Here is a 25,018-nt window from a genome sequence, read left to right as displayed (position 1 = left end):
GCCGGACGGTGGGCGCGCAGGGCGCTCGGTGACGGCTCTAGGCAATCGGGTGATCGATGCCCGGTGACGGCCGGCAGCCGTCCGTCAGGTCTTACGGCTCTCTGCCTCGGCCTGGGCCATCGCCTCCGCCTCGGTCTCGGCCAGCGCGATCGCGACGCCGAAGGCCTGGGCGATGTGACCCGCGGCCGACATGACGCGTGCCGTGCCCACGACGGGGGCGATGGCGACGAGCAGGTCCTGCAGCTGGTCCACCGTGAAGTCGGCCTTGATCGCCGGGTCGATGTGCGCCATGTAGGAGATCGCGGGTGCGTCCATGGCGACGAGTGCCGCGATCCGGGCGAGGATCAGCGAGCGTGGTTCCATGTGGCAGCGCTCGACGGAGTCGAGGGTCATGGCCGTGAGGGTGTCGAGTACGGGAGTGTCGGGTGCAGCGGTCATCGCGCACCGCCTTCCTGTGTCGTCAGGCGCCGCCCCGGGGACACGCCGGGCTCTCGTCGCGCAGTTGAGCGTCCAGTGCCCGGGCACAGCTGCTGGACTGAGCTTCCGAACAGCAGAATCCACCGGACGGCGAGAGCCTCAATCACCCGAGGCGGGTGAAACCTTCTGACGAGCACGGTCGGGGGAGTCGCTCAGCTCCAGCCGTAGCGCTCGTGCAGGCGGTGGCGGACCAGGTTGAAGCGGCCCCGGTCCAGCGCGCACGCCTCCCGGCGCATCCCGTCCTCGTGCAGCCTGAGTACCCGGTCCACGGAGATCCACGAGTCGCGCCCCGACCGGTCCCACGGCCCGTTGCCGATCGCCACCCACTCCCGGTCGTCGTTGTGCCGCTTGCTGGAGAGCTGTACGGCGAGCAGGGTGCCGGCGGCCTCGCGGGCGACCACCAGGACCGGACGGTCCTTGCCCCGGCCGTCGTTCTCCTCGAACGGCACCCAGGTCCACACGATCTCGCCCGGGTCGGGGTCGCCGTCGTGCGCGGGGGAGTACTCGGTGCGCACCGGGCCGACCCGGCGGGGGTCGGCCTCGGTGGTGGCGGTGGGGCCGAAGCGGCCCGGGACGTTCTCATCGGTAAACGCAGTCACGCAGGCACCTTAGTGGTCGCCGCCGCCGGGCCGTTCGGGAGCTTGCCCGCCAGGCGTGCACGCGGCCGAGCCCGGGGGCTCTCGGAACCGAGGCCCCCGGGCGTACCGTCCGGACGGACGTCCGTTCTCGCGCCTACCCTTCCCGGTCCACCGGCACCTTCTGCGAGGGCGGCGGCGTGACCCCGTTCAGGGACGGTGAAGTGCCGTTCTGCGTCTGCCCGTTCTGGTTCATGGACGCCAGCAGCTGGCGAGCGAGCCCGAGGCCCGCACCGCCCATGGTGAGCGCCTTGGTGAACATGTCCGTCATTCCGTCGGCGCCGTTGAGCAGCACCATGTTGTCGACGTTGCCGAAGGCGGACGCGCCGGCCCGCACGATCTCCGGCCAGTTCTCGGCGAGTTGCTGGGCGACGACCGCCTCCTGGTTCTCGGCGAGCGCGGCCGCCCGTGCCTTGATGGCCTCCGCCTCGGCGAGTCCCTTGGCCCTGGTCGCCGCGGCCTGCGCCAGACCCCTCGCCTGCGCGGCCGCCGCCTCGGCCTCACCGGTGGCCCGCGTGGCGGCGGCCGTCGCGCCACCGCGGGCCTTGGTGGCCTCCGCCTCGGCACCGGCGGCCGTCTTGACCCGGGTCGCCTCGGCGGCCGCCGCGAGTTCCGTCTCCTTGGCCTTGGCCTGCGGCGCGGAGATGCGCGCGTCACGCTCGGCCTCGGCCAGCGTCCGCTTCTCGTAGGCCTGGGCGTCGGCCGGCTTGCGGACGTCCGCCTGCAACTGCTGCTCGCGCCGGTGCGCCTCCAGTTCGGCGACCCGCGTCTCCTGGACGACGACCTCCTGCCGCGCCGCGGCGTCCGCGAGCGGACCGGCCTGACGGGACTTCGCCGCCGCCTTGTCCCGCTCGGCCTGATAGCCGGCCTGCAGGATCTCGCTGTCCCGGGTGGCCTCGGCCATCCGGGCGTACGACTGCTGCTCCGCCTCGGTGGCCAGCCGGTTCGCCTCCGCCTGCGCGATGCGCGCGTCCCGCTGGACGGCCGCCGCGTGCGGGGCGGCCAGGTTCTGGATGTACCCGGTGGGGTCCTCGATCTCGTGGATCTGCAGCGAGTCCACGATCAGCCCGAGCTTCTCCATCTCCGTGCCGCAGGCCGCCCGGGTCTGGGCGGTCAGCTTCTCCCGGTCGCGGATCATGTCCTCGACGGTCAACCCGCCGACGATGGACCGCAGATGACCGGCGAAGACGTTGTGGACGCGCTCCGCCATCAGCTTCTGCTGGTCGAGGAACCGGCGGGACGCGTTCGCGATCGACACGAAGTCGTCGCCCACCTTGAAGATGACAACGCCCCGCACCTTCAGCGGGATGCCCTGGTGCGTCACGCAGTCCACGTGCAGTTCGGTCTCGTTGAGATCGAGCGAGAGCTTGCGCACCGCCTGCACCCCGGGCAGCACCAGCGTGCCGCGCCCGGTGACGATGCGGAATCCCATGCCCTCCTCGAGGCCCTCGGTGCGGTGCTTGGAACCGGAGATGACGAGTGCCTCGTTGGGCTCGGCGACCCGCCACATCATCTTGAACAGACCGATCAGAACGAGAACGGCGGCGACCACCACTCCCGCAACGACGCCGACGATCATCGGCATACGCCCCCTTTGAATGGTGCCCTCTCGGCACCGAACGAAGGGAGTGTGCTCCCGCGCGACCGCGGGGTGAAGACGCCGGTGAATCCTTGTCGCAATCTTGACGCGCGGCCCCCGACACGCCTCTCACCTGGGCGGAAGCGAGCTCACCTGTCGATGTGTCAGACGGCTGGGCCGTCGTACGCCTCGGTGACGTAGACCGTCCTCGGCGGCAGGTACTCCACCACCATCACCACCGTGCCCCGCTCGATCCGCGCGCTCCCCTGGGCCGGGTAGGCGAGGAAGTGCTCGGCGCCGCCGCGCACCCGGACGATCACCTCGCCGACGAGCCCGGGCCCGACCGTCCCGGTGACCCGCCCCATGAGCCCGACCATCGACGCATCGTCCATGGTCACAGGGTACGCACCGAACCCGCCTACGCCGCCGGGGAGTTCGTGGCGAGGCGGTGCGGCGGCCACGCCTCGTGCCAGCGCAGCTCCGCCTCCAGCTGCGCGGCCAGCGAGATCAGCAGGGGTTCGCTGCCCGCGGGGCCCAGGAGCTGCGCTCCGACGGGCAGCCCGTCGCCGACGAACCCGGCGGGCACGTTGACGCCCGGCCAGCCGAGCACGTTCCACGGCCACGCGTACGGGCAGGCGGCGATCATGGCCCGGTCGGTGGCGAAACCGCCGAGCGACAGCATGGCCCCGACGCGTGGTGGGGGAGCGGCGGTCGTGGGCGCGAGGACGACGTCGTACGACTGGAAGAATCCGCCGATACGGCGGTGCAGGACTGCTTCCGCCCGCCGCGCCGCCCGCAACGGTGCCCCGCCGAGCAGGCGGCCCAGCCGTGCCGCGTCACGGGTGCGCCGGTCCAGGAGGGCGGGGAACGGGGCCTCGAGGGCGCGTTCGGCGATACCGGCGGTGGCCCGGGGCACGAAGGTGAGCCCGATCTGCCCGTACGGGGGATCGGCCTCCTCCACGAAATGCCCCAACGCGCTCATCTTCTCCGCGAGTTCGACGACCTTCGCGCGGACCTCCGGTCGCAGGCGCGCGGGCACCGCGGTGAAGGGCGGTTTGAGCGACAGGGCGACGCGCAGGCGGCCGGGGTCGCGGCCGACGGCCTCGGACGCCCGGATGGCCGGCGGCCGGTGCGGATCGAGCTCGTGGTTGCCGCTCGCGGCGTCGAGGAGGAGCGCCGCGTCCGCGACCGTGCGCGCGAGCGTGCCGTTGACGGTGATGCCCTGGAAGGACTCGCCGCGGGGCCAGGTGGAGATGCGGCCGCGCTGGGGCTTGATGCCGACGAGGTGGGTCCAGGCGGCGGGGATGCGCACGGATCCGGCGCCGTCGGAGCCCAGGGCGGCGGGCACCAGTCCGGCGGCGACCGCGGCGGCCGACCCGCCGGAGGAACCGCCCGGCGTGTGCTCGGTGTTCCACGGGTTGCGGGTGGCGCCGAACGCCGGCCCCTCGGTGAAGGGCCACTGCCCGAACTCGCACGTGTTGGTCTTGCCGACGACGACCGCCCCGGCCGCCCGCAACCGCCGTACGGCCTCGCCGTCCCGGGCGACGGGCGGGAACTCCCCGGCGCAGCCGAACGCGGTCGGCAGACCGGCGACGTCCATGTCGTCCTTGACGGCGACCGGCACGCCGAGCAGGGTCCGCCGCACTCCGGCCGCCAACTCCTCGTCGGCGGCGTCGGCTTCGGCGAGCGCGGCGTCCGCCCGGACGATCCGGAAGGCGTTGAGCGAACCCTGCGTGGCCTCGATGCGGGCCAGCGCGCGCTCCACCAGTTCCCGCGAGGTCACCTCCCCCGCGGCCAGTGCTCGGGCGGACTCCGCCAGGCCTTCGGCACGGTCGAGCGTCATACGGGACACCTCCGGAAGCGGGTTGTCTACTGAACGGTAACGTCTGTCGGGCCGCCCCGGTACGGGATGTCGAACATCTCCGGCCGAGGCGCCGGCCCTGCGGTCGCCGGGCGGCGGCACATGCGCCACACAGGTATCGCCGAGCCCCGTGCAAAGCATTGACGTGCTCACGTCTCACCCTTACTTTCTGACCGACTTGCCGAACCATGTTCGAAATCCCGCATCCCATGGTGTCGGCTGGACCAAGGAGCCGCACGTGAGCACACGACCCCCCACCCCGTCCCGCCGCGCCCTGCTGCGCGCGATGGCCGCCCTGCCCGCCTCGGCGCTCGTCCTGGGCGAACTCCCCGGCCTGCTCGGAACGGCGGCCGCCGCCGCACCCCCGAGCGGCTCGGCCACCCGCTACACCATCGTGCCGTTCCTCAACAGCGACGACGGCACGGTGAACGTCTACGAGTCGGACGACGCCACCGACTTCCGGCTCGTGCGGTCCTCCGCCTACACCCCGCCCGCCAACCGCATCCGTGACGCGAGCGTCTTCAAGCACACCGACGGCTCCTACTACCTGACGTACACCACGCACACGTGGCAGGACGTCAGCACCACGATCGGCTTCGCGCGCAGCTCCGACCGGGTCACTTGGACCTTCCTGTACGACTACACGGTGCCGATCGCCAACCTGTCCCGGGCGTGGGCGCCGGAGTGGTTCGTCGACGGCGACGGCAGCGTGAACGTCATCGTGTCCTGCTCGACGGCCGACAACGAGTGGATCTTCACGCCGTACGTCATGAAGGCGACCAACTCCGCTCTCACCACCTGGAGTTCACCCACCGCGCTGTCGGGCATCGGCGCCAATCACATCGACACGTACATCGTGCGGATCGGCACCACCTACCACGCGTTCACGAAGAACGAGACGGCCAAGTACATCGAGTACGGCACGGCGTCGAGCCTCACCGGCCCCTACACGATCTCGAAGACCGGCGACTGGGCCGGCTGGGGCAGCTACCGCGAGGGCCCGTCGGTCATCCGGCTCGACAACGGCGCCTGGCGGATCTTCTTCGACGGCTACGGAGACGGCACCTACTACTACAGCGACAGCCGCGACACGTTCGCGACCTGGACCGCCCCCAAGGCGCTGCCGGTCATCTCGGGAACGGCACGCCACTTCACGGTCGTCAAGGAGACCGTGCCGGGTGGCGTGACCCTCCCGGTGAACGTCCCGCGCTCGTTCCGGTCAGCCAACTACACCACCCGGTACTGGCAGGAGCAGTCGTCCCTGCTGAACCTCCCGGTGGTGACCGGCTCCAGCACGACCGCGGCGAAGCAGGCGTCGTCCTTCACGGTCGTCCCCGGCCTGGCCGACTCGGGCGCCTTCTCCTTCCGTGACGCGTCCGGCAACTACCTGCGCCACTACGACTTCCGGGGCAGGTTCGACGCCGACGACGGCACCTCGACGTTCGCCGAGGACGCCACCTTCGTCGCCAGGACGGGCTCGGCGACCGGCTCGGTGAGATTCGAGTCGTACAACTATCCCGGCCACTACCTGCGGCACTACGACTACCAGCTGCGGCTCGACGTCACCGACGGCACGGACCTCTTCCGGCAGGACAGCTCGTTCGTGCCGGCCACGGCCTGGGCCTGAGGGCGGCCTGCCGGGGCGTGCCCTCGGCCGGTGATCGTGGATCATCCCCCAAGGGGCATCCTGCACCTACTTCCGCGGGTGTACGTGCGCACACGCCCCTGGGTGGATGATCTCGGCCGCGCGCGGGGCCATCCTGTGACCGGAGAGACCGGGCAGAATGGAACACCACGTGGACGCCGACCCCGAGACCGGGCCGATCGAGCCCCCGCAGCCGGACACGGACGCGGGCGGCCATGACGTACGCCGTGCGGACCCGCGGCGCCTGCGGCGGGCCGGGCGGTGGACGCGGCGCGCGGTGCTCGTTCTGTCGGTGCTGCTGCTGGTCGTCACCACGGCTTCCCTGACCTACAACGCGTTCACCGCGGGCCGTGCCGCGCCGCCCGCCGGGCTGCGGTACGTCCAGGCGGCCGACGTCCGCACCCGGTACCGGGAATGGGGGACGGCCGGCTCGCCCGTCGTGCTCGTCCACGGCGCCTTCGAGCAGGCCGACACCTGGTCGCGGCTCGCACCGCTGCTCGCACGCGACCACCGGGTCTACGCGCTGGATCTGACCGGGGACGGCTACAGCCGGCGCCGCGGCCCGTACACCGTCGACCACTTCACCCGGCAGCTGCTGGGTTTCCTCGGCGCTCTGCACCTCGGCGGACCGGGTGAACGTCCCCTGCTGGTGGGCCATTCGAGCGGGGCCGCGGTCGTCACGGAGGCGGCGCTGCGTGCCCCGGGGCGGATCGGGAGCGTGATGCTGCTCGACGGGGACGCCCTGGACACCGGCGCCGGACCGCCGGCCGCCCTCAAGTACCTCCTGATCGACCCCTACCGCACCAGCCTGCTGCGCCTGGGCCTGAGCACCGACCGGCTGATCCGCGCGGTGTACGACGCCCAGTGCGGACCGGCCTGCCCGCGCCTGGACGCCGCCGGAGTGGACGAGTGGCGGCGGCCGCTGCGGGTGCCGGGCGCCGAGACGGCGCTGTGGGACATGCTCGGCGAGGGCGTGCCCGGCCTCCCGGCGAGCCGGGTCGCACGCCTCGCGGCTGTCCGCATCCCCAAGTCCGTGGTGTTCGGTGCGCACGACGACGTCTTCAGCAAGGGGACCCCGCAGGAGACCGCCCGGCGCATCGGCGCACCACCGCCCACCCTCGTCCCCGGTGCCCGCCACCTGACCATGATCTCCAGCCCGCACCAGGTCGCGGCCGCCGTGGAATCCCTCGCGCGTGCCGGCACGGAGGCTCCTCGTCGAGGGTGACGGCACCCGCCGCCGGGTTCGTCCCGGGGCGCGCAGCCCGCCCAAAGCATTGCCGTACGGGGGGTGTTGACGGTCCGAGGGAACACCCTAAGATCCCTGCTGCTCGAAGTACCGACCGCTGTACGAAATGTCGAACGGTCTGTCACCAAGGAATGAGCCGCATGTCTTCAGAAGCCGGAGTGCCCCGCAGAACCGTCCTCACCGTCCTGGGGGCCGCGTCCGCCGCCTCCCTCGCCGGGACCTTCGCCGCCACCCCCGCCGGGGCCGCCGAACTCACCGGCACCACCGCGAGCGCCGCGTCCGCCGGCCTCCCCGCCGCTGCCGCCCACTGGACCTTCGACGAGGGTTCCGGCACCTCCGCCGCCGACTCGTCGGGCAACGGCCGCACCGCGACGCTCCAGGGCGCTGCCGGCTGGGACACCGGCAAGACCGGCCCCCACAGCCTGAGTCTGACCGCGGGCGGCAACGCCACCGCCTCCGGGCCGGCCCTCGACACCTCCCGGGCGTTCTCGGTGGGCGCCTGGGTCAACCTCGCCCAACTCGGCGGCTACCAGACCGCCGTGAGCATCGACGGCAAGGTCGTCAGCTCCTTCTACCTGGGGCTGCGGGACGACACCGGCACCTTCGCCTTCGCCCGGCTCGACTCCGACGCCACCCAGAACGCCGCGGTCGCGGCCGCCGCCTCGGCTCCCACCACCGGCACCTGGACCCACCTGACCGGTGTCAGTGACCCCGACGCCGGCGTCATCCGCCTCTACGTCGACGGCGTACTGGAGGGCGAGACCGCCTACACCGCGGGCTGGGCCGGCAGCGGCGACACCGCTGTCGGCCGGGCCCTCTACGGCGGTGGCCACGTCGACCAGTGGCACGGCCTGATCGACGACGTGCAGCTGTTCCCGGCCGCCCTGACCGCCGAGCAGGTCGCGGCCCTGGCCGGAGTGCCCGTGGAGAACACGACGCCGCTGCTCAGCGTCGACGTCGGCAACCCCGCGCACGCCGTGTCCCCGATCCTGCCCGGGCTGATGTTCGAGGACATCAACCACTCCGGCGAGGGCGGCATCTACGCCGAACTCGTGCAGAACCGCTCGATGATGGCCGACGACACCGCACCCGTCCACTGGTCCGCCGTCGGCGGAACCACCCTCTCGCTGGACACCACCACCCCGCTCAACGCCGCCCTCGACCGCTCCCTGAAGGTGGTCCTGCCGGGCGGCACGGGCGCCGGACAGCGCGCCGGCGTCGCCAACGACGGCTTCTGGGGCATACCGGTGCGACCCCGGACCACCTACACCGCCCGGCTGTTCGCCAAGGCCTCGCGGCGCATCGGGCCGCTCACCGTGGCCGTCGAGTCGGCGGACGGCGCCACGGTGTACGCCTCCGCCCGACTGCCGCACATCGGGACCGCCTTCACCGGCCGCCCGCTCGAACTGACCCTGCGCACCGGTCCGGGCGTACCCGTGACGGGTGACGCCAGGCTGACCGTCACCACGGCCGACCCCAAGGCCGCGGGCGAGACGCTGTGGCTCCAGCACGTGTCCCTCTTCCCGCCCACCCACCGCAACCGGCCCAACGGCCTGCGCATCGACCTGATGGAGAAACTGGCCGCCCTGAAGCCGAAGTTCCTCCGCTTCCCCGGCGGGAACTTCCTCGAGGGCAACACCATCGCGACCCGGTTCGACTGGAAGACCACCATCGGTCCGGTCTGGGAGCGCCCCGGCCACATGGACGACGCCTGGGGCTACTGGTCCACGGACGGCCTCGGACTCCTGGAGTACCTCCAGTGGACCGAGGACCTGCGTGCCCAGCCCGTCCTCGCCGTCTTCGCCGGCTACTCGCTCAGGGGCGAGCACGTCACCGGCGACGCGCTGAAGCCGTTCGTCCAGGACGCGCTCGACGAGATCGAGTACGTCACCGGCCCGGTCACCAGCAAGTGGGGCGCGCGGCGGGCCGCCGACGGCCATCCGGAACCGTTCCCGCTGGAGTTCGTGGAGATCGGCAACGAGGACTGGTTCGACGCCTCGGGTTCGTACGACGAGCGCTTCGCGGCCTTCCACGACGCGATCAAGGCGAAGTACCCGCACCTGAAGCTGATCGCCACGACGACCGTGCACAGCCGCACACCGGACCTGATCGACGAGCACTACTACCTCGCCCCGTCCGCCGCCCAGGCCTCCACCCACAAGTACGACAACCGGGACCGCGGCTCGACGAAGGTGTTCGTCGGGGAGTGGGCCGCGCAGGAGGGCCGCCCCACTCCCGACCTCAACGCGGCGCTCGGCGACGCCGCCTGGCTGGCCGGACTGATCCGCAACTCCGACCAGGTCCTCATGGAGTGCTACGCGCCGCTCTTCTCACACGTCAAGAACAACGTGTGGGCCACCAACCTGATCGCCTACGACAACCTCGACAGCTATGTGTCGCCCAGCTACTGGGCACAGCAGATGCTGACGAGCAGGCTCGGGAAGTCGGTGCTGCCGGCCACCGCGCGGGCACTGCCGGGCCTCGCCACCGTGGCCACCCGCTCCGGTGACCGCGTCTACCTCGCGGTCGTCAACTCCGGTGCGGAGAAGCTGAAAGTGCCGGTCGAACTGAAGGGACTGGCCAAGGGGGTCAGGAGCCGGGCCATCGCGACGGTCCTCACGGGTGCCTCGCGCACGGCCACCAACACCCTGACCGCCCCCGACACCCTGGTCCCGAGGACGAGCACCGTCTCCGGCGCGGCCGCGTCCTTCACCAGTGTCGTGCCGCCGCTGTCGGTGACCGTCCTGGAGCTCCGCCTGTCCTGACCGCGCCCGGGGCTACAGCGGTGCGGGGGAGGAGGCCCCCGCGATGAGGAGACGGGGCGTGCCCGTGCCGTCCGCGGGCACGCTCCACAGGTCGCTGGTGCCGACCTTGCCGTCGGTGGGCAGGGCGTAGGCGACGGTGCGGTCGTCGAGCCAGGTGGCCTGGTCGTCGACGCTGTGGCGCTCGGCCAGCGGTGTCTCCTTGAGCGTCCTGAGGTCGAGGACGTACTCGTGCCACAGGTCGGTCCGCGACAGGATCCGCTTCTTGAAGGCGACGCGGGTGCCGTCGGGGGAGAGCGAAGGGCACTCCACGTTCTCGACCAGCGTCGTCACCGTCCGCCGGGACAGCGAACCCCGCACCAGATACGTCTTGTTGCCGGTGTTGAGGGTGGCGTAGAAGGTGTCGTCGTCGGCGGCGAAGGTGACACCCCAGAAGTTGATGTCCGAGGCGTGGTAGGGCTTGCCGTCCTTGACGACGGAGAACGTCTCCAGGCTCGGGGTCAGCTTCATGGTGCGGGTGTCCAGGACCGAGGTGCGGGTGGAGAAGAACGCCGAGGAATAGGACTCGCCGGAGACGAACACGGTCCAGGCCGCGAAGCGGCCACTGGGCGAGACCCGGGCCCGGCTCGGGGTGCCCGCGAGCGCGAAGGTGTGCCGGGTGTGCAGGTTCGCGTCGAGCAGCAGGGCCCGGTTGCTCTGCTTGAGGACGCCGGTCGTGGACTGGAGGCAGACGCCGGTGCCGGCCGCCGCGTAGAAGCGCGCGCACTTCAGGTCCGAGGCGGTGCGCCGGCCCCGGGGATCGGCGGAGGCGACGGAGGCGACCGCGGTGCGACGCGGGCCGGCGGCGCCGTTGACGAAAACCAGCCGTTTCTTCTGATGGAGCGTCAACGTGCCGTCGGCCACCGCGGGTCCGCCCGCCTGTGGCTGGTTCTGGCGGTCCGCGCGGGCGGCGGCGTGCAGCACCACGCCGGTGCCCACGCCCGCGAGCACCAGGACCGCCGCGACGAGTACGAGCAGGCGGCGGCGCGTCGATGTCATGTGGATCCCCGTGGTTCGGTTCGCTGAGGTGGTCATCGGGCCTCGTCGGCCGGTCGCAGCACGACGCCCGCGACGGTGGCGCAGCACAGCAGGCCGGCCGCCGAGCCGGCCAGCGCCGGGCCGGGTCCCCACAGCGTCCAGGCGGCGCCGAAGGCGAGGGAGCAGCAGAATCTGGCCAGCGCCTGGCTGGTGCCGACGATGGCCAGGCCGCTGGCCCGCAGATGGTCCGGCACGACACCGGCCAGCGCGGCCGGGAGCACGCCGTCGGTGGCCGCGTAGAACACGCCGTGCAGGGCGAGGACCAGGAAGGGAAGGGCCGGTGTGGCCGGCGCCCAGAGCAGCAGGGCGTAGCCGGTGAGCAGGACCGCGTGCCCGGCGAGGAACACGGTGCGGCGCCCGATCCGGTCGGCCAGCGCGCCGACGGGCACGGCCAGCAGCAGGAAGACGGCGGCGGTGCCGAGCGGCAGCAGCGGGAACCACTCCTCGGCGATGCCCGCGCGCCGTTGCAGCAGCAGATAGACGAACGCGTCGCTGACGGTGGTCAGACCGAGCAGGGCCGCGCACCCGGCGAGCGCCCGCAGCCGCGGCAGCCGCAGCAGCGCCAACGCCTCGCGGACGCGGACGGGTTGTCGGCCGCCGGGCGCCTCGTCAAGGGTCGCTCCCGATGCCCCCGGGGTGTCCGGCGTGCGCCGTCTGCCCGGCACGAACAGCACCAGCACCAGCACGCCGAGGACGGCGACACACGCGCTCACGCCGAACACGGCGTCGTAACCGTCGGCCGCCGCGCGCAGGATGAGGAAGGCGGTCAGCGGGCCGAGCAGCGCGCCGGTGGTGTCCATCGCCCGGTGCACGCCGAAGGCCCGGCCCTGTCTTTCGGCGGGCGTGGACAGGGAGATCATCGCGTCGCGCGGAGCGGTGCGCAGGCCCTTGCCGGTCCGGTCCAGGGCGAGGACCGTGCCGAGCGCGCCGACGCTGCCGGCGAGCAGCAGCAGCGGCTTGCACAGTGCGGACAGGCCGTAGCCGAGCCCCGCCATCAGCTTGTGGTTGCGCACCCGGTCGGCGAGGTGCCCGCCGGTGAGCTGGACCAGTGCGCTGACGCCGTTGTACACGCCGTCGAGGGTGCCGAAGCCGAGCGGGCTGAAGCCGAGCGTGGTGACGAGGTACAGCGGCAGGACGGCGGTGACCATCTCCGAGGAGATGTCGGTGATCAGGCTGACCGTGCCCAGGACGAGGACGACCGGGGCGACTTTGGACACCGGTCCGCGTCTTCGGCCCTGGTCGGCGGCGCCCGCCTTCGGGGGCGCGGAGCGATCGGTGAGGTACAAGTGCTGGCTCCTGGTACGACGGTCGTGCGATCAGTTCTGCCGGCTGCTCTCGTCCCGCAGCCAGGTGCCGAAGTCCTGGGCGTGGATGGCCTTTCGGGACGCCCGCCGGGCGGTGAGCGCCGCCGCGACGAAGACCACGACGCTCGGCAGGAGCCCCGGTTTCTCGCGGACGATGGCCTTCAGGTCCGCCTTGCTCGTGCGCGCCGAGGCCTCCTGCGGTCCCTGATGCTGCTCCACCTGGGCGGTGGAGACCGCCGCCCGGATCCGCCGTCTGATCAGATCCGGCCAGGTGCGCGGCGGCCGGATCACCACACCGGCGGCGTCGACCACCCGCCGTTCCGGCGCGCTGAACGCCAGGGACGCGGCCAGGTCGTCCGCCATCAGCGGGGGCAGCGCGGCGATCCGCGCGTGCCCGGCCTTGGAGACGGCGATCACGCCCCGCCCGAACAACCCTTCGCGGACGGCGGGCAGTCGCTGCCACACCCGGTAGTAGGCGCGCACCCGCCAGGCGCAGCCGGCGAGCGGAATGCGCCGTTCTGGAGCGGTCGCGAGGATGCCCGAGGTCTCGTCCTCCAGCGGCTCGGTCAGTGTCCGCACGTCGGCGCCGGTGATCACGACGTCGGCGTCCACGTAGACGCGCGGGAAGCCGCGCGCGTGGTCGTCACCTGCGCGCAGGGCGGCGTGCTTGGACGGCACGGGGATCTCCACCACCCGCACCCGGGGGCCCCGGGCGGCCGCGACGCTCGCGGTGTCGTCCGTGCAGCCGTTGCACACGACCACGATGTCCGGGTCGTCGTCGGAGAGGGAACCGGCCAACAGTGCGTCGAGGAGTCTGCCGATGACAGGCGCCTCGTTGTGGGCCGGGATCACGATGCTCGTCACGCGGGCAGTATGCCGCCGGTGTCACTATTGCGACATGTGTTTCGTCCAACTGTTCCCGACAGTGCGCCGCGTGGTCTAGATTGATGGCCGCCGGACCGGTTTGGGTGGGGAACTTGTTCTTGACTGCATGTCACGGTACGGCTGAGTGACACATTTTGATCAAACAGTAGCCAGCATGCTGGGTGCATGAGGCGGTTGGGGAACCGCCGAAGCTCCCATCGCTTTCCAGCGCCCTCTCTTCGAGGGCGCTTCGGTCAGGGGTACCGCGCATGTGGTGGGGGGCGCATGACCATTGAGGTCACGCATGAGCAAGTTGGTGTGGATCACAGACGTCCACCAGCTCGCCGAAGACGTGGGGAACAGAAGTACCGGATTCTTCTCCTGGCCGCGGACGGCTTCGCAGCCGCAGCCGCGGCCTTCCTGGTCCACGCGGCCTACGGCCGGTGGGCGGTCGCCCTGGTGCTGCCGCCGACCTGGATCGTGGCCATGCTCGCCCACCGGTCCTACGACCGCGGGGTGCTCGGCCTGGGCGCCGAGGAGTACCGACGGGTGCTCCGCGGGGCCGTCGCGCTGCCGGCCCTGGCCGCGCTCGCGTACGGGTTGTTCCGGCACGACGCGGGACTCCTCCATGACATGATCATGGCGGCCGCGCCGGCTGCCGTGTTCGCCCTCGCGGGCCGGTACTGGCTGCGCCGCCGACTGCACCGGCGATGGGCGCGCAGTCCCGACGGAAGCGCGACGCTCCTGGTCGGACCGGCCCACGCGGTCGCCGAGCTGATCGCCGTCCTGCGGCGCGGCGGCACCCCGCGGCTCCAGGCCGCCGGGGTCTGTCTGACCGACCCGGAGAACGCCTCGCAGGTCCGCAGGCTGGGGGTCCCCGCGCTCGGCGGGGTCGGCGACATGAACGACGTCGTGCGCGCCCTGGGCATCAGCACCGTGGTGGTGCTGCCCGCCCCCGAGCTCGACGCCTCCGTCCTGCGCCGGATCTCCTGGACCGCGGCCGTGCAGGGCGTCGACTTCCTCCTCGCCCCGGTGCTGACCGACGTGTCCGCCGCCCGCCTGGCCGTGCGGCCCACCAACGGGGTGCCGCTGATGCGGATCAAGCCCCCGAACCTCTCCCGGGTCGCCCGGCTGCCCAAGGAACTGCTGGATCGTTCCCTCGCGGCCACGCTGCTGCTGTTCCTCGCCCTGCCCATGCTGCTGATCGCCCTGGTCGTCCGGCTGGACAGCCCCGGCCCCGCGCTCTTCCGGCAGCAGCGGGTCGGCCGGTACGGCGATCAGTTCACCATGTTCAAGTTCCGCACGATGCGCTCCGACTCCGAGGCCCTGCGCGCGGAACTGGAGCACCTCAACCAGAACAGCGACGGCCTGCTGTTCAAGGTGAAGAAGGACCCCCGGATCACCCGGGTCGGCTCCTTCCTGCGGCACAGCTCGATCGACGAACTCCCGCAGCTCATCAACGTCGTGCGGGGCCAGATGTCGCTCGTCGGCCCCCGCCCGCCGCTGCCCGAGGAGGTCGAGGAGTACACCTCGGACATCAAGCGGCGGCTGCTGGTCAAGCCCGGCCTCACCGGTCTGTGGCAGGTCAGCGGCCGTTCCGACCTGCCCTGGGACGAGGCCGTCCGGCTCGATCTCGGATACGTGGACAACTGGTCGATGGGTCTGGACCTGTCGATCCTGGCGCGCACCGGGTCCGCGGTGGTGCGGGGAACGGGGGCCTACTGATGGACCGCCCACTGAAGGACCACAGGAAGAGGAAGACAGTGACGCAGGAGCCGTTGGGGGTCGCCGTCGTCGGTGCCGGCTACTGGGGCCCCAACCTCGTACGCAACTTCCAGGCCAGCGAGCGGTTCCGGCTGCGGTGGCTGTGCGACCTCGACGTGGAGCGGGCCCGCCGGGTCCTCGGCGGTTACTCGACGGTCGAGGCCACCGCGGACTACGCGGCCGTCCTTGCCGACCCCGAGGTGGCCGCCGTCGCCGTGGCCACGCCCGCCGGCACCCATCTCGACATCGCCCTGGCCGCCCTGCGCGCCGGAAAGCACGTCCTCGTGGAGAAGCCGCTCGCGGCCACCTACGCCGACGGGTTGCGCCTGGTGACCGAGGCCGAGGAACGCGGCCTGACCCTGATGTGCGACCACACCTACTGCTACACGCCCGCGGTGGGCCGTATCCGCGAGATGGTCCACGGCGGCGACCTCGGCGAGATCCACTTCGTCGACTCCGTCCGCATCAACCTCGGGCTCGTGCAGAAGGACATCGACGTGCTGTGGGACCTGGCGCCGCACGACCTGTCCATCCTGGACTTCATCCTGCCCGCGGGCGTCGAGCCGGTCGCCGTCGCCGCCCACGGCGCCGACCCGATCGGCGCCGGACAGGCCTGCGTCGCCTATCTGACGCTCACGCTCAGCACCGGGGCCATCGCCCACGTGCACGTCAACTGGCTCTCCCCGACCAAGGTGCGCACCACCATGGTCGGCGGCTCCAAGCGCACCCTGCTCTGGGACGACCTCAACCCGCTGCAGCGGGTGGCCGTCTACGACCGCGGCGTGGAGATGGCCGCACCGCAGGAGATCGGCGCCGACGAGCGCCGGGAGATGCTCGTCTCGTACCGCTCCGGCGACATGGTCGCGCCCGCGATCGGCGAGAAGGAAGCGCTGCGCAGCATGGTCGACGAGTTCGGCGACGCCATCAGGGCGCGCCGGGCGCCGCTCACCGACGGCCGGGCCGGCCTGAGGGTCCTGGACATTCTCGAGGCCGCGTCCCGGAGCCTCGAGTTCAAGGGCGCGGTCGTCGGCCTGCGCGCCGGGCGTTGACGGAACCCAATTCGCTGAGAGGTAACAGCACTTGAGCAGCGTACGAGGCAAGAAGATCCTGGTCACTGGGGGAGCGGGCACCATCGGCTCCAACCTGGTCGACCTCCTGGCCGAGGGCGGCGCCCGCGAGATCGTCGTACTCGACAACTTCGTGCGCGGACGGCGGGCCAACCTCGCCAAGGCCCTGCCCAGCGGCGTCGTGGAGGTCGTCGAGGGCGACGTCCGCGACGTGGAGACGGTACGGAAGGTCACCGAGGGCGCCGACCTGGTCTTCCATCTGGCCGCGATCCGCATCACCCAGTGCGCGGAGGAGCCCCGGCTCGCCAACGAGGTACTCGTCGACGGCACGTTCAACGTCCTGGAGGCGGCGGCCGAGGCCGGCGTCGGCAAGGTCGTCGCCTCCTCCTCGGCCTCGGTGTACGGCATGGCCGAGCAGTTCCCGACGACCGAGCGCCACCACCCGTACAACAACGACACCTTCTACGGCGCCGCCAAGGCCTTCAACGAGGGCATGCTGCGCAGCTTCCACGCCATGTACGGCCTGGACTACGTGGCCCTGCGCTACTTCAACGTCTACGGCCCTCGCATGGACATCCACGGCCTGTACACCGAGGTCCTCATCCGCTGGATGGAGCGCATCGAGGCGGGCGAGCCGCCGTTGATCCTGGGCGACGGCACGCAGACCATGGACTTCGTCGACGTCCGCGACATCGCGCGCGCCAACGTCCTCGCGGCGGAGTCGGATCTCACCGACGAGGTCTTCAACATCGCCAGCGGCACGGAGACTTCGCTCAAGGAACTCGCCGAAGGACTGCTGGAGGCGATGGGCGCCCACGGCCTGGAGCCCGAGCACGGGCCCGCCCGCGCGGTCAACGGCGTGGTCCGGCGCCTCGCCGACACCACGCACGCCGCCGAACGCCTCGGGTTCACCGCGCGGATCGACCTGCGTACGGGCCTGAGGGACCTGGTCGAGTGGTGGCGCGCGGAGCGGGAGGCCGCCCAGTGAGCACCGACCGCATCCCGGTGATGATCCCCTGGCTCGGCGAGGAGGAGGCCAAGGCGGCCTCCGACGCCGTGCTGTCCGGGTGGGTCGCACAAGGCCCCCGCGTCGCCGAGTTCGAGCGGGCCTTCGCGGAGCGGGTGGGCGCCGAGCACGGCATCGCCGTCAGCTCCTGCACGACCGCCCTGCACCTCTGCCTCGTCGCGCTCGGCCTCGGCCCCGGCGACGAGGTCGTCATCCCCTCGCTGTCGTTCATCGCCACCGCGAACGCCGTACGGTACGTCGGCGCCGAGCCGGTGTTCGCCGACGTCGACCTCGCCACCGGCAACCTGACCCCGGCCACCGTGGACGCGGTGCGCACCGCGCGCACCCGGGCTGTCCTCGCCGTCCACCAGGGCGGTGTGCCGGCCGACGTGCACGCCCTGCGCGCCGCCTGCGCCGAGTGGGACCTGCCCCTGGTCGAGGACGCGGCCTGCGCCATCGGCTCCACGGTCGGCGGCAAGCCCGTCGGGCACGGCGCGCTGCTCGCCGCCTGGTCCTTCCACCCGCGCAAGGTGGTCACCACCGGCGAGGGCGGCATGATCACCACCGACGACGCCGACTGGGCGGCCCGGCTGCGCCGGCTGCGCGAGCACGGCATGAACGCCTCGGCGGCCCAGCGCCACGCGAGCGACAAGCCGGTCCTGGAGAGCTACCTGGAGGTCGGCTTCAACTACCGGATGACCGACATCCAGGCCGCCGTCGGCCTGGTCCAGCTCGGCAAGCTCGACGCGATGATCGCCCGCCGCCGCGAACTGGCCGCCCGCTACGACGCGTTGCTGCACGACGTCCCCGGGCTCACCCCCGTACGCGACCCCGAGCACGGGCAGAGCAACTTCCAGTCCTACTGGGTGCTGCTGGAAGAGGACTTCCCCGTCAGTCGGGACGACCTGCTCGCCGCGCTCGCCGCCGCCGGCGTCTCCGCCCGGCGCGGGATCATGGCAGCACACCTCGAACCCGCCTACGCGGACCACCCGAGCGCACCGCTGCCGGTCACCGAACGCCTCACCGGCGACTCGCTGATCCTGCCCCTGTTCCACACCATGACCGAGGACCAGCAGGACCGCGTCGTGGCCGTCCTGCGCGAACAGGCGCGAAGATGACCGGACTTGTCATCATCGGCGCGGGCGGCTTCGCCCGGGAGACCGCACAGGCCGTACGGGACGCGGGCGGCTTCGAGCTGCTCGGCCACCTGGACGACAACGCGGCCCTGCACGGCACCGAGGTGGACGGCGTCCCCGTCCTCGGCGGCTGCGACCTCATCCACCGGCTGCCCGCCGCCCGGGCCGTGGTCTGCGTCGGCAACCCCCGGGACTACGCGGCCCGCGCCCGCCTGGTCCGCAGGCTCGCCCTGCCCGCGGACCGCTACGCCACCGTGATCCACCCGACGGCGTCGGTGGCCCGCTCGTCCGGGGTCGGCCCCGGCTCGGTGCTGCTCGCGCACTGCGCGCTGACCGCCGCCGTCCGGGTGGGCGCGCACGTCGCCGTGATGCCGCAGGTCGTCCTCACGCACGACGACGTGGTCGAGGACTTCGCGACGCTCGCCTCCGGGGTGCGCCTGGGCGGCGGGGCGCGGCTGGAGCGGGGGGCCTACGTGGGCTCCGGCGCGCTGGTCAGGGAGGGTACGACGGTCGGCGCCTGGTCGCTGATCGGGATGGGCAGTGCCGTGCTCGGCGACGTTCCGCCGGGCGAGGTCTGGGTGGGGAGCCCGGCCCGGCGGCTGCGCGCGGCGGACGCGCCCGCGCTCGACGAACTGGCAGTAGCGACAGTGGGGGGACCGCTGACATGAACCAGATTCCGCTTGTCGACCTCAAGGCGGCCCATGAGGAGGTCGCCGACGAGGTACGGGCCGGATTCGACCGGGTCCTGGCGAACACCGCGTTCGTCGGCGGCGAGGAGGTCCGCCGATTCGAGCGCGAGTACGCCGAGTTCGGCGGCGTCACGCACTGCGTGGGCGTCGCCAACGGCACGGACGCCGTCGAACTCGCCCTGCGCGCGAGCGGAGTCGGCCCCGGCGACGAGGTCGTGGTGCCCGCCAACACCTTCATCGCCACCGCCGGCGCCGTGGCGAGGATCGGCGCCCGCCCGGTCCTGGCCGACTGCCTGCCCGGCAGCCACCTCCTCGACCCGCAGGCGGCGTTGGACGCGGTCGGGCCTGCCACTCGCGCGGTCGTCCCCGTGCACCTGTACGGCCAGATGGCCGACGTGACGGCCCTGACCTCCCAACTGCCGGATTCGGTACGGGTGGTGGAGGACGCCGCCCAGTGCCAGGGCGCCACCCGCGACGGCCGTGCGCCGGGCAGCGGCGGCATCGCGGCCACCAGCTTCTACCCCGGCAAGAACCTCGGCGCCTACGGTGACGCGGGCGCCGTGCTCACCGACGACGAGGAACGCGCCGACCTGGTGCGGGCGATCGCCAACCACGGCGGAGTCGCCAAGTACCGCCACGACGTCCCCGGGTTCAACAGTCGCCTGGACGGGCTGCAGGCCGTCGTCCTGCGCGCCAAGCTGGCCCGGCTGGCCGACGGCAACGCGGCCCGCCGGGCGGCCGCCGCCCGCTACGATGCGCTGCTCGCCCACCTGGCCGACGCCGGCCGCGTCGTCCTGCCGGTGACCGCGCCGGGCAACGTCCACGTCTGGCACCTGTACGTCGTCCAGGTCGTCGGCGCCGACCGGGACGACGTCGTCGGCAAGCTCAACGCGGAGGGCATCGGCGCGGGCGTGCACTACCCCGCCCCGGTCCACCTCACGCCCGCGTACCGCCATCTCGGCCACCGCCGGGGCGACTTCCCGAACGCGGAGCAGGCAGCGGACCGCATCCTCTCGCTGCCGCTCTACCCGCAGATCACGCCCGAGCAGCAGCAGCGGGTCGTCGACGCGCTCGCCGACGCCCTGGGCATCTGACCGCCCCCCACGCCTTACCGCCGGCCCGCGGGTCGGTCCTGCACAGCACCGCTGAGAGGTACGCATGAAAAGATGGAGCAGACGGATCAGAGGCGGTCGCCTCTCCGTCGTAGCGGCATTGATACTGGCGGTGCTCCCGCTGGCCGGTTCCGCCCAGGCGGCATCCGACCCGTGCGGGTCGGGCTCCAACGCCGTCGTCTGCGAGAACTCCAAGCCGGGCAGCCCCAAGACCGACTGGTTCTCGCCCAACGCCTACGGTGACATCAAGGGCTTCACCACCAAGGAGAGCGTCCAGGCGGGCGACACCGTCCAGTTCAAGGTCCAGTCGCCGGTGTCGTACAACATCCAGATCTACCGGCTGGGCTGGTACGGCGGCGACGGCGCCCGCCAGATGTCGACCGCGGCCCAGGCCGCACAGACCTACCCGGCCAACTACACCTCCAAGGCGGCTGGTTGCACCACCAAGGCCAGCACCGGCCTGGTCGACTGCGGCAACTGGCCGGTGACGGCCACCTGGACCGTGCCCAGCGACGCCGTGTCCGGCCTGTACATCGCCAACATCACGCAGACCGACGGCGACGGCCTGATGCCGTACCCGTTCGTGGTGCGCAACGACGCCAGCACCTCCGACATCGTCGTGCAGACCAGTGACCAGACCTGGCAGGCGTACAACGACTACGGCGGCCAGGACCTGTACGGCGGCACCGGGCCCGCGCCCGACGGCCGCGCCTACGAGGTCAGCTACAACCGTCCGCTGGACATCGGCGGCGACAACGGCATCTACGGCTCCGAGTACATGATGCTGTCCTGGCTGGAGCGCAACGGCTACGACGTCAGCTACACCTCCGGGGTGCAGGTGTCGTCCTCGGGCGGCGCCACCCTGCTGAAGAAGCACAAGGTGTATCTGTCGTCCGGACATGACGAGTACTGGACGCAGAGCCAGTACTCCAACGTCCTGGCGGCCCGCAAGGCCGGTGTGCGGGAGGCCTTCTTCAGCGGCAACGAGGTGTTCTGGAAGACGCGGCTCGCGCCGAGCATCGACGGCACGAGCACGGCCGACCGCACCCTGGTCTGCTACAAGATGACCAAGATGGCGCAGAACAACGGGATCGCCGATCCCAGCGGCGTCTGGACCGGCACCTGGATGGACCCGGCCAGCACCAACTACGGCCAGACCTACCAGCCGCCGAACATCCTCACCGGCTCCATGTTCACGGTGAACGGCTACCGCGCGGACGCCATCACCGTCCCCGGCTCGTACGGCAAGAACCGCATCTGGCGCAACACCTCCGTCGCGAACCTCACCTCCGGCCAGACCGCCACCTTCCCGACGGGCACCCTCGGCTACGAGTGGGACAGCGACCTCGACAACAGCACCCGGCCCGCCGGCGCGATCGACGTGTCGTCCACGACCGTCGACATCAACGACGGCAAGCTCCGCCAGGACTGGGGCAACCTCTACGGCAACGGCACCGCGACGCACAACCTCGTCGAGTTCCGCGACCAGGACTCCGGGGCGCTGGTGTTCGGCGCGGGGACCGTGCAGTGGTCGTGGGGCCTGACCAACGTCCCCACCTACAACCCCGCCGACACCGTGGTGACCGAGGACTCCCGGATGCAGCAGGCGACGGTCAACATCCTCGCCGACATGGGCGTCCAGCCGCTGACCCGGCAGAGCAACCTCGTCGCCGGCACGGCCTCCACCGACACCACCGGCCCGTCCGTCACCGTGACCAGCCCGTCCTCCGGGGTCACCGTGCCCGCGCTGAAGCCGGTGACCTTCAAGGGCACCGCCAGTGACTCCGGCGGCGTCGTGGCCCGCGTGGAGGTGTCCACGGACGGCGGCACCACCTGGAAGGCCGCGACCGGCCTGACGTCCTGGAGCTTCAGCTGGACCCCGACCACTCCTGGTCCGGCGTCCGTCAAGGTCCGCGCGGTCGACGACAGCGTCAACATGGGCGCCGTCACCACCGTCCCGCTGACCGTCGGCCCCCAGGCATGCCCCTGCACCATCTGGCCGGCCTCCGCCGTGCCCGGCACCGTCAACGGCGGCGACGGCGGCTCGGTGGAGCTCGGCGTCAAGTTCCGTACCACGGTGGCCGGTTCCATCACCGGGGTCCGCTTCTACAAGTCGCCGGTCAACACCGGCACCCACATCGGCAACCTGTGGACGGCGTCCGGCACCCGCCTGGCGACCGGCACCTTCACGGGCGAGACGGCCTCCGGCTGGCAGCAGCTGAACTTCTCCACCCCGGTCACCGTCAAGGCCAACACCACGTACGTCGCCTCGTACTTCGCACCCAACGGCGGCTACTCCTACGACACCACCTTCGCCTCCGGCGACGCCGGACTGGCCCCGCTGACGGCCCTGAAGTCCGGCACCGACGGCGGCAACGGCGTCTACCACTACGGCTCCAGCAGCGCCTTCCCGTCCTCGCAGACCTCCGGCAGCAACTACTGGGTCGACGTGGTCCTGGACACCTCGACGGCCAGCACCACGCCGCCGACCGTCACCTCCACCTCGCCGACCTCCGGGGCGACCGACGCCTCGATCACGGCACCGGTGTCGGCCACCTTCAGCTCGGCCGTCGACACCGACAGCGTGACGTTCACCCTGAAGGACCCGAACGGCACCGCCGTGCCGGGAGCCGTCACCTTCCCCGCCTCCAACAAGGCGACCTTCACCCCGTCGACGGAACTGGACCTGCACACCGCGTACACCGCGTCCGTCCAGGCCTCCGACGTGTGGGGCAACGCCATGGCGGACCCGGTGACCTGGTCGTTCACCACCAGTTCCACGCCGCCCGCGGTCACCTGCCCCTGCACGCTGTGGAGTTCCTCCGCGGTCCCGGCCACCCCCGACATGACCGTCGACCCCAACTCCGTCGAGCTGGGCACCCGGTTCACGTCCTCCGCGGCCGGCTGGGTCACCGGGGTCACCTTCTACAAGGGCACCGGCAACACGGGCACCCACACCGGCAGCCTGTGGACCGACGACGGAACCCTGCTCGCCAGCGGCACCTTCACCAACGAGACCGCCTCCGGCTGGCAGACGCTGACCTTCGCCACTCCGGTGGCCATCACCGCGGACACCGGGTACGTCGTCTCCTACCACGCGCCGAACGGCAACTACGCGGTGGACGGCGGCTACTTCGCGGCGGCCCACAAGTCCTATCCGCTCACGGCCACGGCCGACACCACCACCCACCACAACGGGCTCTACAAGTACGGCAGCACCTCGGCCTTCCCCAACGGTTCCTACGGCTCCTCGAACTACTGGGTGGGCCCGGTCTTCACCGCGGACAACCCGACCGCGTCCCTGGCGTCGGAGACAGCCGCCTCGGAGGTGACCGCGTCCTCGGTGGCGCACACCGCGGACGCGGCGCACGCCCTCGTCATGGCCGTGCAGAAGAAGGCCCCGGTGGCGACCGTGAACGCGACCGTGACCGTGCTGAGCGGCTCCAAGGCCGCCCGGAAGCTCCACGTCACGGCCGTCGTCTCCTACAACCGGTCGACGCACAAGGTGTCCGTGCACCTGTCCTCGCCGCTGCCCGACGGCACCCGGTTCAAGGTCACCGTCACGGCCCGGGACAAGCACCACCACACGGTGAAGTCCCACAGCTGGACGCTGACCGGCAAGACCACGTTCAAGAAGAAGAAGAACTGACGGAACCAGCACCGACCCGTCCCCACACACCGTCGGTGGTCCGCGCCAGCACGGCGCGGACCACCGACGGGGATTGGCTTCCCCACCGATGAGCAGCGTCAGTGTTGTGATCCCCTGCTACAAGTACGGGCACTTCCTCGCCGACTGCGTGAGCAGCGTCCTGGACGAGCAGGACGGCGTTGACGTCCGCGTCCTCATCATCGACGACGCCTCGCCCGACGACTCGGCGGAGGTGGCGCACAAGCTCGCCGCCGCCGACCCACGGATCGAGGTCCACGTCCACGAGACCAACAAGGGCCACATCGCCACCTACAACGAGGGCCTCCTGGAGTGGGCCGACGGCGACTACGTGGCCCTGCTGTCCGCCGACGACCGGCTGGTCCCGGGCGCGCTCGTGCGGGCCGCCCGGCTCCTGGACGCCCACCCCGAGGCCGGGTTCGCCTACGGCCGGCCCCTGCGCTTCCAGCACGGCGGCCCGCTGCCCAAGGCCCGCACGCGCGGCACCGGTTCGGTCGTCTACCCCGGCCAGTGGTGGCTGGAGCGCCGCTTCCGCGAGGGCACCGGCTGCATCACCTCGCCGGAGGTCGTCGTGCGCACCGGGCTCCAGCGGAAGGTCGGCGGCTACGACCCCGCCCTGCCGCACGCCGGCGACATCGAGATGTGGATGCGGCTGGCCGCACACGCCGACGTCGGCTACGTCCGCGGCGCCGACCAGGCCTTCTACCGCGTCCACGGCAACAACATGTCCACCGTCGACTTCGGCGGCCAGCTCGACGACCTGCGCCAGCGCCTGGTGGCCTTCGACTCGGTGCTCATCAAGTGCGCCGACAGGCTGCCGCACGCCGACCGCCTCGCCGACCAGGTCCACACCCGCCTCGCCCGCTACGCCCTGCGCCGCGCCTACCGCGCCTACGACCGGGGCCGCACCGCCGTCGTACCGGTCGACGAGTGCGTCGCGTTCGCCGAGCAGTGCCTGCCCGGCTACCGGAAGCTGCCCGAGTACCGCGCGCTGCGGCTGCGCAGACGGATCGGGCCGACGGCCATGCCGTACCTGCAGCCGCTGGTGTGGTCGGCCGTGGCCGAGCGCGGACGGGAGTGGCTGTGGTGGGAGTCCTGGAAGCGCCGCGGCATCTGATGCGCGATCA

General features: G+C 71.7%; 19 protein-coding genes. 11 read left to right on the top strand and 8 right to left on the bottom strand.

From position 1 onward, the window contains the following. Window positions 1-84 precede the first annotated feature (84 nt). From LN251_RS41500 to LN251_RS41480, 5 genes are all read right to left on the bottom strand, one after another. Complete coding sequence (locus tag LN251_RS41500; protein ID WP_458249300.1) at window positions 85-438, bottom strand: carboxymuconolactone decarboxylase; 354 nt, start codon at window positions 436-438, stop codon at window positions 85-87. Between the two features lie 191 nt (window positions 439-629). Then, the gene (locus LN251_RS41495; protein WP_458249299.1) at window positions 630-1,076 is read right to left on the bottom strand and encodes a type II toxin-antitoxin system PemK/MazF family toxin; all 447 of its coding nucleotides are present in this window, start codon (window positions 1,074-1,076) and stop codon (window positions 630-632) included. Window positions 1,077-1,209: 133 nt separating this feature from the next. Beyond that, complete coding sequence (locus LN251_RS41490) at window positions 1,210-2,697, bottom strand: SPFH domain-containing protein (RefSeq protein WP_458249298.1); 1,488 nt, start codon at window positions 2,695-2,697, stop codon at window positions 1,210-1,212. A gap of 158 nt (window positions 2,698-2,855) precedes the next feature. Continuing rightward, the gene (locus LN251_RS41485) at window positions 2,856-3,083 is read right to left on the bottom strand and encodes a hypothetical protein (RefSeq protein WP_458249297.1); all 228 of its coding nucleotides are present in this window, start codon (window positions 3,081-3,083) and stop codon (window positions 2,856-2,858) included. A 26-nt stretch (window positions 3,084-3,109) separates the two neighbouring features. Next, window positions 3,110-4,534 carry an amidase gene (locus tag LN251_RS41480; protein ID WP_458249296.1) on the bottom strand — a complete coding sequence of 475 codons (1,425 nt, stop codon included), beginning with the start codon at window positions 4,532-4,534 and terminating at the stop codon, window positions 3,110-3,112. 256 nt (window positions 4,535-4,790) lie between these two features. Here LN251_RS41480 and LN251_RS41475 point away from each other — a divergent pair, with 256 nt between their 5' ends. The 3 genes from LN251_RS41475 (at window position 4,791) to LN251_RS41465 (ending at window position 10,208) form a co-directional block, all read left to right on the top strand. Further along, complete coding sequence (locus LN251_RS41475; RefSeq protein ID WP_458249295.1) at window positions 4,791-6,179, top strand: glycoside hydrolase family 43 protein; 1,389 nt, start codon at window positions 4,791-4,793, stop codon at window positions 6,177-6,179. Between the two features lie 157 nt (window positions 6,180-6,336). Then, window positions 6,337-7,422 carry an alpha/beta fold hydrolase gene (locus LN251_RS41470; RefSeq protein WP_458249294.1) on the top strand — a complete coding sequence of 362 codons (1,086 nt, stop codon included), beginning with the start codon at window positions 6,337-6,339 and terminating at the stop codon, window positions 7,420-7,422. 161 nt (window positions 7,423-7,583) lie between these two features. Next, window positions 7,584-10,208 carry a LamG-like jellyroll fold domain-containing protein gene (locus LN251_RS41465; protein WP_458249293.1) on the top strand — a complete coding sequence of 875 codons (2,625 nt, stop codon included), beginning with the start codon at window positions 7,584-7,586 and terminating at the stop codon, window positions 10,206-10,208. A 12-nt stretch (window positions 10,209-10,220) separates the two neighbouring features. On the opposite strand, the gene LN251_RS41460 is transcribed toward LN251_RS41465, so the two are convergent. The 3 genes from LN251_RS41460 to LN251_RS41450 are packed head-to-tail and all read right to left on the bottom strand — an operon-like array spanning window position 10,221 to window position 13,450. After that, a complete protein-coding gene (locus tag LN251_RS41460) occupies window positions 10,221-11,243 on the bottom strand; it encodes a TolB family protein (protein WP_458249292.1) in 1,023 nt (340 codons plus the stop codon). A gap of 32 nt (window positions 11,244-11,275) precedes the next feature. Further along, window positions 11,276-12,568, bottom strand: a complete 1,293-nt coding sequence (locus tag LN251_RS41455) for an MFS transporter (protein ID WP_458249291.1) — start codon at window positions 12,566-12,568, stop codon at window positions 11,276-11,278. Between the two features lie 30 nt (window positions 12,569-12,598). After that, a complete protein-coding gene (locus tag LN251_RS41450; protein WP_458249290.1) occupies window positions 12,599-13,450 on the bottom strand; it encodes a glycosyltransferase in 852 nt (283 codons plus the stop codon). A 318-nt stretch (window positions 13,451-13,768) separates the two neighbouring features. Here LN251_RS41450 and LN251_RS41445 point away from each other — a divergent pair, with 318 nt between their 5' ends. From LN251_RS41445 to LN251_RS41410, 8 genes are all read left to right on the top strand, one after another. Beyond that, window positions 13,769-15,175 carry a sugar transferase gene (locus LN251_RS41445; protein ID WP_458249289.1) on the top strand — a complete coding sequence of 469 codons (1,407 nt, stop codon included), beginning with the start codon at window positions 13,769-13,771 and terminating at the stop codon, window positions 15,173-15,175. 38 nt (window positions 15,176-15,213) lie between these two features. Beyond that, window positions 15,214-16,263, top strand: a complete 1,050-nt coding sequence (locus tag LN251_RS41440; protein ID WP_458249288.1) for a Gfo/Idh/MocA family protein — start codon at window positions 15,214-15,216, stop codon at window positions 16,261-16,263. A 31-nt stretch (window positions 16,264-16,294) separates the two neighbouring features. After that, window positions 16,295-17,269 carry an NAD-dependent epimerase/dehydratase family protein gene (locus LN251_RS41435; RefSeq protein ID WP_458249287.1) on the top strand — a complete coding sequence of 325 codons (975 nt, stop codon included), beginning with the start codon at window positions 16,295-16,297 and terminating at the stop codon, window positions 17,267-17,269. Further along, complete coding sequence (locus tag LN251_RS41430; RefSeq protein ID WP_458249286.1) at window positions 17,266-18,405, top strand: DegT/DnrJ/EryC1/StrS family aminotransferase; 1,140 nt, start codon at window positions 17,266-17,268, stop codon at window positions 18,403-18,405. Before LN251_RS41435 ends, LN251_RS41430 begins: the two co-directional genes overlap by 4 nt. After that, window positions 18,402-19,091, top strand: coding sequence for an acetyltransferase (locus LN251_RS41425; RefSeq protein WP_458249285.1), 690 nt, complete (start codon window positions 18,402-18,404; stop codon window positions 19,089-19,091). The genes LN251_RS41430 and LN251_RS41425 overlap by 4 nt, the downstream gene beginning before the upstream one ends. After that, window positions 19,088-20,206: a DegT/DnrJ/EryC1/StrS family aminotransferase gene (locus LN251_RS41420; protein ID WP_458249284.1), complete on the top strand. Its 1,119-nt coding sequence runs from the start codon at window positions 19,088-19,090 to the stop codon at window positions 20,204-20,206. The genes LN251_RS41425 and LN251_RS41420 overlap by 4 nt, the downstream gene beginning before the upstream one ends. A 130-nt stretch (window positions 20,207-20,336) precedes the next feature. After that, window positions 20,337-23,873 (top strand): DUF4082 domain-containing protein, encoded by a 3,537-nt coding sequence (locus LN251_RS41415; protein WP_458249283.1) that lies wholly within the window; start codon window positions 20,337-20,339, stop codon window positions 23,871-23,873. An 88-nt stretch (window positions 23,874-23,961) separates the two neighbouring features. Beyond that, window positions 23,962-25,008: a glycosyltransferase family 2 protein gene (locus LN251_RS41410; protein ID WP_458249282.1), complete on the top strand. Its 1,047-nt coding sequence runs from the start codon at window positions 23,962-23,964 to the stop codon at window positions 25,006-25,008. Window positions 25,009-25,018 lie beyond the last annotated feature (10 nt).

Source organism: Streptomyces sp. MAI_2237, from assembly GCF_054189285.1.
This window is presented reverse-complemented; position numbering and strand designations above follow the sequence as displayed.